Annotated in this window: 8 protein-coding genes; 6 read left to right on the forward strand and 2 right to left on the reverse strand. The window is 43.6% G+C overall.

Features of this window, described 5'->3' with window-relative positions:
- Positions 1-123: 123 nt before the first annotated feature.
- Complete coding sequence (locus AB4232_RS19185) at positions 124-1,494, reverse strand: L-serine ammonia-lyase (RefSeq protein WP_269334719.1); 1,371 nt, start codon at positions 1,492-1,494, stop codon at positions 124-126.
- Positions 1,495-1,869: 375 nt separating this feature from the next.
- On the opposite strand from AB4232_RS19185, the gene AB4232_RS19190 reads away from it, so the two are divergent.
- Positions 1,870-2,748 (forward strand): YdcF family protein, encoded by an 879-nt coding sequence (locus tag AB4232_RS19190; protein ID WP_372087774.1) that lies wholly within the window; start codon positions 1,870-1,872, stop codon positions 2,746-2,748.
- 211 nt (positions 2,749-2,959) lie between these two features.
- Here the strand turns inward: AB4232_RS19190 and AB4232_RS19195 are convergent, their stop codons facing one another.
- Positions 2,960-3,214 (reverse strand): DUF333 domain-containing protein, encoded by a 255-nt coding sequence (locus AB4232_RS19195; protein WP_009845615.1) that lies wholly within the window; start codon positions 3,212-3,214, stop codon positions 2,960-2,962.
- Positions 3,215-3,584: 370 nt separating this feature from the next.
- On the opposite strand from AB4232_RS19195, the gene AB4232_RS19200 reads away from it, so the two are divergent.
- From AB4232_RS19200 to AB4232_RS19220, 5 genes are all read left to right on the forward strand, one after another.
- Positions 3,585-4,103, forward strand: coding sequence for an NUDIX hydrolase (locus tag AB4232_RS19200; protein ID WP_135380826.1), 519 nt, complete (start codon positions 3,585-3,587; stop codon positions 4,101-4,103).
- Between the two features lie 503 nt (positions 4,104-4,606).
- The gene (locus tag AB4232_RS19205; RefSeq protein WP_372087775.1) at positions 4,607-6,718 is read left to right on the forward strand and encodes an LruC domain-containing protein; all 2,112 of its coding nucleotides are present in this window, start codon (positions 4,607-4,609) and stop codon (positions 6,716-6,718) included.
- Between the two features lie 12 nt (positions 6,719-6,730).
- Complete coding sequence (locus AB4232_RS19210; RefSeq protein ID WP_017098380.1) at positions 6,731-7,264, forward strand: hypothetical protein; 534 nt, start codon at positions 6,731-6,733, stop codon at positions 7,262-7,264.
- Between the two features lie 226 nt (positions 7,265-7,490).
- Entirely contained in the window at positions 7,491-9,254 is a 1,764-nt protein-coding gene (locus AB4232_RS19215; RefSeq protein WP_372087776.1) for an ABC transporter ATP-binding protein, read from the forward strand.
- The gene (locus tag AB4232_RS19220; RefSeq protein ID WP_372087777.1) at positions 9,248-11,035 is read left to right on the forward strand and encodes an ABC transporter ATP-binding protein; all 1,788 of its coding nucleotides are present in this window, start codon (positions 9,248-9,250) and stop codon (positions 11,033-11,035) included. Before AB4232_RS19215 ends, AB4232_RS19220 begins: the two co-directional genes overlap by 7 nt.
- Positions 11,036-11,239: the final 204 nt, after the last annotated feature.

Below are 11,239 nucleotides of genomic sequence, written 5' to 3' on the forward strand. Positions count from 1 at the left end.
CTCAATAACTGCGTTAGAAATTTTGATTGTAGAATAACTACTTATCGAAAATTTCCGCCTTGTTCTTGAGCCTTTTTCCTGCGCTATTTATAATCACTTACTTACTGTGATTGGTATTCGCGGTTATTCACAAGGAGGAGCCATGTGGATCACGGCCAAGCCACCTAAGGACGTTTCACGGTACTTCTTGTTCATGTCTTTACCTGTTTGGTACATGGTTGCGATAACTTTGTCTAACGAGATAAGACACTTGCTGGTGCGTTTCAGCGCCATACGTGATGCGTTGATGGCTTTCATTGCGCCCATTGCATTACGCTCGATACATGGCACCTGAACAAGACCACCGATTGGATCACATGTCATGCCTAGTGAGTGTTCCATAGCGATTTCAGCTGCGATGCAGATTTGTTCGTTGCTACCACCGCGTAGGGCGGTTAAGCCTGCTGCCGCCATTGATGAAGATACGCCAACTTCGCCCTGACAACCCACTTCTGCACCAGAAATCGAAGCGTTGGTTTTGTACAAGATGCCAATAGCGCCAGAGACTGCTAAAAAGTCTTTCAACTGCTTGGTGTCTAGCTCTTTGATGAAGCGGTGGTAGTACATTAGTACCGCAGGGATAACGCCAGCCGCTCCGTTAGTTGGCGATGTTACGACTTGTCCACCCGCAGCGTTTTCTTCACTCACAGCAAAGGCAAATAGGTTAATCCAATCCATGATCTCCATTGGATCGTTTTCAATCGAAGCATTGGCCTCAAGCTTTTTCAAAAGAGCAGGGGCTCGACGCGTCACTTCTAGACCGCCATCAAGGATGCCTTCGGTGTCGAAGCCTCGCTGCATGCACAGAGACATCACCTTCCAGATTTGGTCGGCTTTCTGGTCAATCACGTCCATACCTTGGAAAGACACTTCATTACGTAGGATTAAGCCTCCAAGACTAAGTCCTTGTTGCTCTGACAATTCAAGTAGCTGGTCAGCAGAAGTAAAAGGGAACTCAACTTGCGTTTCTGCTTCTTGCTTGCCATTTTGTAGCTCATCAGCGGTTGCGATAAAGCCACCACCAATAGAGTAATATGTTTCCATCTCTAAAAGACTACCGCTTGCGTCAAAGGCAGAGATGGTCATGCCATTTTCATGCAGCGGAAGGTTGGTTTTATGGAACAGCAAGTCGCTTTCTACGTCGAAGTGAATTTCATGGTTACCGCTAACCAGTAGAGACTTATCTTCAATTGCTTTACGCATTGCTTGGTTAGCACTGGTAATTTTAATGGTGTCGGGGCGGTTGCCGAGTAAACCTAATAAGGTCGCTCTGTCTGTATGGTGACCAATACCCGTTAATGATAACGAGCCGTATAAGTCGATTTGAATACGCTCTACTTGTGTAAGCTGAGCATCAATTTTTTGGGTAAAGTTAAACCCAGCGATCATTGGTCCATTTGTGTGGGAGCTGGACGGTCCAACCCCAATTTTGTAGATATCAAAAATAGACAGCATAGTAACTTCCTGTGAAGACGGTTCGATGAACGAACTCTGTGTAAAATTTGTATTTCGTTAGTTCCACTTCTGTGAGTGAACCTGTTCTTTGGGTGAAGCAGTTCTTTGGCTGAAACAGTTATTCGATTGATCTGGCTCTTTGCTTGAAAGGTCTCTTTTATTGAAACTCGTGTTAACAAGCATAGAGCGATGAAATACAAGAGCGTGCTATGTTTGCTTTAAAGCGACACGTCTATTCTTGTATGACCCGAGATGTTGCTATCCATAGTGAGCATTATTGATAGCAACATGTAAGAATTTCAAAATACTTTTGTTAATAAGTATTGTATACATAATTCACTCCATCTAATCACTAAAACGAGACTTGAACATAAAATGAGCATTATTCACCTCCTTATTGTGCTAGGTAAGCGACTTAATGAGAATAAATTGACTAATGAAGGAATCAGTCGAGTTGATGCTTTAGTTGAGTATCTGTCGGGGCCTTTGGCTGAAGAGTCGAACCAGCAAACGGCTGTGGCGTTCTGTGGTGGGGTGACACAAGGCCAAACCGTTTCTGAAGCCGATATGATGCACGAGTATTTTCGAGAGCTTGAAAATCAACGTGAGTATCCGTTTCCCATAGGGGCGGTTTTACTTGAGCAGCATTCGACAAATACGGTTGAGAACATTCAAAACTTGGCCTCAGAGATGATTGAAAGTGGGCTGTTTACACGCGGGCAGAGTGTGACGGTGACTTTCGTTTCTAATGACTACCACTTACAACGTATCTTCGAGATTCAATCACTGATGGACGAGCAAGGTTTGCTTAAGGTTTTGGTCGAGAAGTGCTCTGCACTTGGGGTGGAACTACAAATAGATCCTCAGCTAGAGGCTCATGTCGCGGTGCCATACCCTCATCAAACAGAGCAAGGGCAATTGTTTCTGTTAATGGATGCCCTGACGACCTACCGAGTCTATCTTGAAGGTGTCTCTGTGGGTGCATTTAAGAGGGATTTGGATTCAGTAAGACGAGAGCCAGAAAGGTTGTCTTTGGAAGCCTTGCTAGCGGCAAAGGATTTAGTCGGGCGTTCATCTCATTTTGATATCGTAGAAAGCTTGCTTCCAGTATTGGAGACCTGCATCCAAAATACCCCAGTCGGAATCGACATAGAAAAAGTTAGGGAGTACCTAGCATTGCTCGATACTAACCTGACTTTATTGAATCGTTATTTAGATCCAGAATTAGATCACACACATCGCTGGTGGAGATAGCGAAAACACCAATATTAGTAATACAGATAGGTAGCCCAAAGGTGATGTGTGTACAAAGTTGATGTGTATATAAAGTTGATGTGTATCGTAAGGTAAACCGACCGCTCGATAGCGAACAGTTTACCTAATGTCATGTCATTTGACAGGGTGGCATTAGTGAAGGGTCAACGTCGTGTATAGGTGTTACGTCAACAGTTCACGATGTCGCAGCTTAGCTTTCTTCTTTTTGCTCATGGTTGTTGCGGTAGTATTCCCACTGTTCGATACGTTCACCGTCATCAAATACACAATAAGTAGTGCGTTGATTGTTTTCAGTTACGGTGTCTAATTCACCATCTTGTTGAACACAATAAACCGCAGCTGGGTTAGCCACTGAAACACGTTGGCCTTCGCTATATTCTGCATAGTCGTTTGCACAACCGCCCAACACAACGGCAAATACAGCCATCAAACCAATTTTCTTCATGTTTATCTCCTACGTGATAACTCTATAATCGAATGCGTTAAGTTCTACAGAACCAGATTAGAAGCTCTATGAAACTAGTATATTTTAGATTTCAGAAAAGGTTGTTCTAATTTGGTCAAGATATTGAAATAGGTTGATATTTCGCTATTTTTAACGGATTTTTGAGTGTTTGATCATGCTGGCATAGCTGGTGCTCTAACAGGAACGGCCTCCGTCAATAAGGTGCTACTTGATGGTTATTTCTACTAGATAGCAGTGGGGGAACAGCGATCAAAAGCAGAGGTTATGTGTTCTTTCAGGGGACGGAGAACGTCGAATCTATTGATGATTATGATATGATGCCGCCAAATTCAGTAGAGCAGTCAGAATCATGAGACACCTAAAAACCACTATTCACCCTGATATCGATCACCTAGACAATAAGACGGTATATAAGCGCAATGCTGCACGTGCGATTGTGTTAGATGGCGAAGACATTTTGATGCTTTATACAGAGCGTTATCACGACTACACCATTCCTGGTGGTGGTCTGGATGACGGTGAAGATGTGATCGCAGGTATGGTCCGTGAGCTTGAAGAAGAAACGGGTGCGAAGAACATTCACAGTATTAAACCGTTCGGTATTTTTGAAGAGTTTCGTCCTTGGTATAAAGATGATGCAGATATAATGCACATGATTTCTTACTGCTACTCATGCAAGATTGATCGTGAGCTTGGCGAAACAGCTTACGAAGACTACGAAGTGAAAAATGGGATGAGACCTGTGTGGATGAATATCCATGAAGCGATCGATCACAACGAAAAGACCATGGCTGAGAGCCCTAAAAAAGGCATGAGCATTGAACGTGAAACCTTTTTGCTGCATCTAATCGCAAAGGAAATGCTGTAACCCTTTTAATAAATCAAAACTGTTTAAAAGTAGAATGTTTTAAACAGTTTTGTTCACCATGAACCAACAATAATTCCTCCCTCCTTTAGTTGAGCTAACCCATCGTAATTTGAGTTTTAAGCAAAACGCCTCCAGTCCGTAAACAACCTATCCGTTTCCAACCAGCATAGAACGTTTCTTTATCTAACAGACTTTCAAGTTGACTAACCTCTCATCAAATTGATTCCTATTTTGAAGAAAAGACCGTTTCATTCTGACTGTAATTTTAATTTAGAAAAATAAGTCTTACTTTTCAATGTTATACGGTGGTTTGAAACGATCGGAAACTTGGCTTCTCTTTTGCTTCTTTGTATTAAGCAGCTCGCTTTATCGGCATCAACATAATCAACAAAGATGCGAATAGTTTGTTTCAGAGTTAACTGAGACGCTTCTTTAACTTGCCGTTCAGAGTTCACACACTTTTCAAGGAAATCGCTCATGCGAAGAAGAAGTCGAGGTTTACTATGAAATACAAGCAAGTTATTTATTTTATGACGGCAGTTGCCAGTGTTCCTGTCTATGCAACGACGGTAGATCTGGACTTTTCAAATCATGTAGAGTCGACGAACGGCAGCAGTTCGTGGGCTGGGCCAACCTATGATGGATCTTCGATGCACTTCCTCAATGTTGGTACACATGATGGAAAAACAATAGATGCCAAAGTGTCTAGTAGTGTGTTCGGTGATGCGACATTTTTGTTTCATGCTCCTAACTACAAAGTTGGTGCAACACAACCCTCAGGAGATATTGGTTTTCTCTATCAAACTAACTCTGCGGGCTCTGCAGGTCTAACCTATACCTTTGAATTTTATGATGGTACGGATGGACTCTCAGGTACGTTCTCAGTGCCTTATACACTTCCCGAATTTGACATGATTGGCTATGACATTGATGGCGAACCCGTGCAGTCGGAGCAAGTAAGAGTGTTTAAAAGTGAAGGTTTCTACAGTTATCAACTTGGTAGTGCTAGCGCGAGTTTGACGGCGGAAGAGAGTGCCGATGGAACGTCGGTTCTATTCACCGGGCCAGGTACGAACTATTCGGAAACCGACACTTCCGGTGCTGTAAAATTCACCTACAAGAATACCTCGATTGTAACTCTACAATTTGAAACGGTTACGAGCAGTAGCAGTAGTTTCCCCAACCCGATTTTCTCGGCATTTGACGGTAACTGGGACTTATCTGGATTTACTACGCCAATAGAAAGTTCAGATGAATCTGATTTTGGTGACGCTCCTGATAGTTATGGAACGTTGCAGGCGAGTAACGGTGCTGAGCATGCGATATCTTCCACACTGTACTTAGGTGCTAGTGTTGATGCCGATACAGATGGCCAACCTGGTGCATCATCCAACGGCGATGATTTGGATGTTGGCGGAAATGATGATGACGGAATTGCACTGTTGACGAACCTTGAAGTCGGCTTAGACAGTTTAATTAATGTCAACGTTGTGGGGAGTGGTTATCTGCAAGCTTGGGCTGACTGGGATATGAATGGATCTTTTGAGGATGACGAGCAGATATTAAAAAATCATTCTGTTGTAGATGGAAGCCAAGTCGTCCCAATTCGAGTGGGTGATGATGCTGTCGTTGGGAGCGTACAAACTCGATTCCGTTTAGCGAGTAGCCCTAACATTCCGAGTGACGGTTATGTTGGTGATGGTGAAGTTGAGGACTACGTGTTTGACGTTACGGATCCTGGCACAACGGTTCAACATTCGAATTACTATACTGCGGCCTTCGAAGATAATTGGCCAGAAGTTGGTGACTTCGACTTAAATGACGTTGTGGTTTACTACCGCACCACCATTTTAAGTAAAGAGGACGCAGTGCTTCGAATGGATATTACGGGAACCATAATGGCCTACGGTGCTTCTTATGGTAATGGACTGGGATGGAAGCTTGATGGCTTCGATGAGTCAGATGTTGATCTTCAAACGGCTCGAGTGCAAAAGAATGGCGCGACTCGGGTAAATATTTCGCCATTTACGGGTGAAGACAAAAGTGTTGCATCGCCAGGAGGAGACCTCGTTGTTGTCGCGTCGTTGAACCTAAAAAATGATCTGCCGATTAACGGTGAGTGTATGTTCCACCGCACTAACCCTTCTTGTAGTCCGACTTTAGAAGTTGACCAAATGACGTTCAGTATTTCTCTGCCGTTTGCTTCTGGAAACGAGCCCACAGCGAGTTCACTGATGCCATTAAGTGGCTTCGACCCATTCATCTTTGGTGCGGGAGCGGGTTATTACCATGGTGACAGTTTCTCTACATCGCCAGGGAAAGACTTAGAAATCCATACTGCGGACTTCCCACCAACGTCGCGTGGCACGTTAGTGAGTGATTTCTATGGTATTGCACAAGATGATTCAGACCCGTCTAGTGATAAATATTACCGAACGACACAAAACATGCCTTGGGGTATCTTAATTTCATCACCTTGGAATCATCCATCAGAATACATTGATGTTAGTGAGGTGTACCCCGAATTTGCTGAGTGGGCTACATCAGGCGGTGCTTCAAAACCAACGTGGTACCAAAACCCTAACGCCAACAAAACTTGGTCAACGGAAGATTAATCAGGAGGATTTATGAAAACAATCAAACTAATTTTGAGTGGTGTAGGCTTTGTATTCCTTTCAGCTTGTGGCGGCGGAGGTGGAGGTGATAGTACCGCTTCATCTCCAAGTGCTGTCGCTCCTCCGAGCAATACTACGGCTCCGGTCCCCGTCACTCCTCCGAGTAATTCGACCGTTGGTAGCAATAACGTGGTGACACCTGCTCCAGTAGTGATACCGCAGTCTATTAAATCATCTGAGTTATCTATACCGGAAGGTTTTGATTTTTCTACGGAGAGAGAAGTGTCTGTAAACGTTGACGTAGCAAGCTCGCAAAGTTCTCGAGGTTTTATGAGTATTTATACAGAATTCAATGGTGATGTTGTCGATTACACCTCACAAGTGCTCAGGAGCCCAATCAATCAAGATATTGAGTTCTCTACAACTCTCCTTTTACCCAATCATGTTGATAAAGTGTGGGTTGAAGTCTGGTATCCGTCGGCAATGGGAAGTGAAGTGAAACTCCTTGTAAATATTGAGGACGATAATGTAGACGTGATTCTTTAATCTTTATCTTCTACCAAACAACGTTACCGCTATTTCGGCGGTAACGTTGTTTTAGGTGCTTTTGTTGTGAATTTTTCTAACATCGAGACCTGAGATAACCTGTATAAAATGAATGGAGTGATATTATCAATCTGGTGTTTTAGGTGTATCTTTACTTAAGTGACGCTCGTTTCTAGCTTTACGAAATCACCAAAACTCGGTGAGCCTGCCCTAAATAAAGAAGACTATGAATAAAAGACAGTTTGTTGCCCACTATTTGCGCATGAATCGCACCTCGTACTTACTGGCGATTGTGTTCATTTTTCTCGTTAACTGGTTACAGGTAGAGATCCCTCGTTATATCCAACTTGCCATCGATCTTATTGAGGATGCTTCAACAACGGGCCATCAGCAGCTTCAAACCTATGTTTGGATCGTAGTCGGCATGTCGGTTGCCATGGTGGTGGTGAGAATTCTGTCTCGTATCTATGCGCTTAATCCGGGGCGAATTACAGAAGCAGCACTAAAGAGTACACTTCTACAAAAGCTGAATCGCTTACCGAGCAGCTTTCATGAACGCTTTGCATCTGGTCGGCTCATTTCAATCATGAATAATGACCTTAGCGGCATCCGACTGATGTTTGGTGTGGGGTTTCTTCAGTTCTTCAACGCGTTACTCGCGCTATCGCTGACACCTCTTTATATGTGGCGTATATCGCCAGAACTCACACTGTATTCGATTATTCCTATCTCAATCGCTTTTGTGATTTTTCGGGTGGGCTTCAAGCGTATGAAAACGCTGCATTTAGAGCACATGAAACGTCTGCAAAACTTGTCTGCTCAGCTAATGAGTTACCTGTCTGGGATTGATTTGATTAAGAGCCAGCAGATGTCACCTTGGGTGAAAGCTGAAACTGAAAAGCTGAATCAGTTATTACTTGAATGCCGCCTTAAAATTACACGTATTCAAGTCTTCTTTATGCCAGTACTCGACTACGCCAATGACCTGATGAAAATCATCATTCTTGGGCTCGGTGGCTACATGTTAATGAGACAGGAACTCACACTTGGTGAGATTACTGCCTTTCTGACTTACTCGGTTTTGCTCGCAATGCCATTGATGCAGCTTGGCAGAATCGCGACCATTTATCAGCGTGGCATGGTCGGCATTCAAAGTGTACAAACCATTCTTAATGCAAAAATTCCAGACCTTGATGAAGATAAGCTCACTGAGTTAGATGTTGAATCTCTGAAGGGAAAAACGTTTTCTATTCGCAACCTCAGCTTCAGCTATTCAGGTGAAGAGCGTCTGATTCTCGATGACATCAGCTTTGACATTCCAGCAGGTAAGAAAGTGGGTGTGCTAGGCGGAATCGGAGCGGGTAAAACGACATTAGTGAATTGCTTGAACCATCACTTGGATGTACCAGAAGATTCAGTTTTCCTAGGCGAAAGAGATGTCACTAGCTTCTCACGCAGTGATTTGCGCCGTTACGTGAAAACCGTGACGCAAGACCCTTATCTGTTTTCTGCAACCGTCGAAGACAATATCCGCTTCGGTAGCTTAGATACTGACTTGGCAAAGAGTCAGGTTGATGAGGTTTTAGAACTGAGTCAGTTAGCCAATGACGTTACACGTTTTGAGCATGGCGACCAAACCTTAGTCGGTGAGAAAGGGGTCATGTTGTCGGGTGGTCAGAAACAGCGCTTGAGCATTGCTCGATCTTTATTGCAACCCACCGACCTGATCATCATGGACAACGTTCTATCGGCTGTCGACTATGAAACAGAACGTAAGATTTTAGAGGGCTTGTTTAAGCGCTTGGAAAATCAATCGGTACTTGTGGTTTCACACCGTGTTAATGCCCTTGAATATATGGATGAAATTATCGTGTTGAACGAAGGTAAGGTGATTGCGAAGGGCGACCACGCGACGTTATTGAAAACGTGCGATTACTATTACGATACATGGCAGTTACAGCAGAATGAAACGGAGGCAGCAGCATGTTAAAAGGTGTTGATCTCAAGTACCTCAAGCACTTTTTTAAGTTTGCTAAGAAATACAAAGGCTCTGCGATTCTGGGCATCGCTATGCTTCCTCTTTCTGTCATCACGAGCTTGTTGTTCCCTTGGCTGATCATTCAAGTGATCGATGTTCACCTGAGTCATGGGGATATGGATGGTCTGCTCGAATACGTCTTCTATCTCGTTGCCGTGCTGGTGGCGAGCTATGTGGTGGATACCACCTATTCGTACAACCTGCGTAAAACCGGGCAATACACGATAACTGACATGCGCTCAGTGTTGTTTGCTCGTGTGCTCAAACTACCACGCAGCTATTTTGATAACACACCGATTGGCGTAACGCTTTCACGATTAACCAGTGATTTGGAAACCATCGGCGAGACGTTTGTTCAGTCGGTTGTCGGGCTAGTTAAAGACAGCATCAATACCATTGCTCTGTTAGTGATGATGTTCTTTATTGATTGGCAGTTAACGATGATTGTATTGATTATTATGCCGCCAGTGATGTATTTGACTGTGTATGTGAGAAATCGACTTCGTGCTTTGTATAAGGTGACTCGTTCTTCGCTGGCTCGCGGTATTGGCTTTTTACAAGAAGTCTTACTTGGCATGAAAACCGTTCAGATGTACCGAGCAGAAGAGCAAATCGAGCAACGCTACCAAGGCTATACCGATGAGTTTTTAAGAGCGCAGAAGAAGATCAATAAATACGATGCGATTTTGTTCTCGTTTATCTCTGGCATCACCTCTATCACCATCGCGATTATGATCTGGTATGGCTCTGAGCAAGTGATAGAAGGGGCACTCACCTTGGGTGTGCTGATTGCGTTCATCAACACTTTAGAGAAAGTGTTTGTTCCGATCCGTGACTTTACTTCGCAGATCGCTTCGATTCAGAGTTCATTTGCAGCGTTTGACCATATTGAAGAGCTGTTTGTTGAGCCGACTGAAGAGGAAGGACGCAACCTGCTGCCATCTAACAAGGTTGAAAAACAGCTCGAACAATTTGTGAGTCTAGAGTTCAAGAACGTGAGCTTCCGTTACAAAGACGACTCTCCCTATGTTCTAAAGAATGTCTCGTTTGTATTGGAGAAAGGGCATCAAATCGCCTTTGTGGGTTCGACGGGTTCGGGTAAGTCGACGATTCTGCGTCTAATCTCTAAAACCTACCAAGACTATGAAGGCAGCATTTTGTTGAATGGATTAGAGCTGTCGCAGATCTCAAGCGAAGACTCTGCTCATTTGTTCTCAATGATGATGCAAGATGTGCACTTGTTTGAAGAGACAATACAATTCAATATCGCGCTGGGAAAAACGCATCTATCTAGAACTGAGGTTGAACAAGCAGCACGCTATGTGTACGCCGATAAGTTTATTGAACAATTGCCACAAAGCTATGACTTCCACTTGGAAAAGAACGGCTCCAATTTGTCGGTAGGGCAAACGCAGCTTATTTCGTTTGCTAGAGCGGTTGCACAAGGTGGACAACTGATGATGCTTGATGAGGCGACCAGTTCGGTAGATTCAATCACCGAAGACCTCATTCAAAAAGCAATGCAGCGCCTTTTCAAGGAAAAAACCGTGATTGCGATTGCACACCGTTTGAGTACCGTTCGTCACTCAGATACGATTTTGGTGTTGGAAAAGGGTGAAATTGTTGAACAAGGTAACCATCGACAGCTGATAGCACACAATGGAATTTATGCAGGATTGTTGGAAGAGTCGATTGTAGAAGTGAGTGACTATCGAGCTATAAATAACTATTAACTAATACGAATAAGCCAAACTTGTCGACTTCCTAGCTTGTATGACTATTACAAGATACAGTTAGCCTAAAGATGAAACATATAAGGAATGTATAATGCTTCGAATCTTATTGATTGCAGTTATCTCGGTGTTCAGCACGATGAGTTTTGCAAGCGAAGAGGTTGAGTACTCAGAATTGGACTATTTAGATCGACCGTTGATGGA

The sequence above is a fragment of the Vibrio sp. 10N.286.46.A8 genome, assembly GCF_041470165.1.
In the GTDB taxonomy this organism is placed as follows: domain Bacteria; phylum Pseudomonadota; class Gammaproteobacteria; order Enterobacterales; family Vibrionaceae; genus Vibrio; species Vibrio tasmaniensis_A.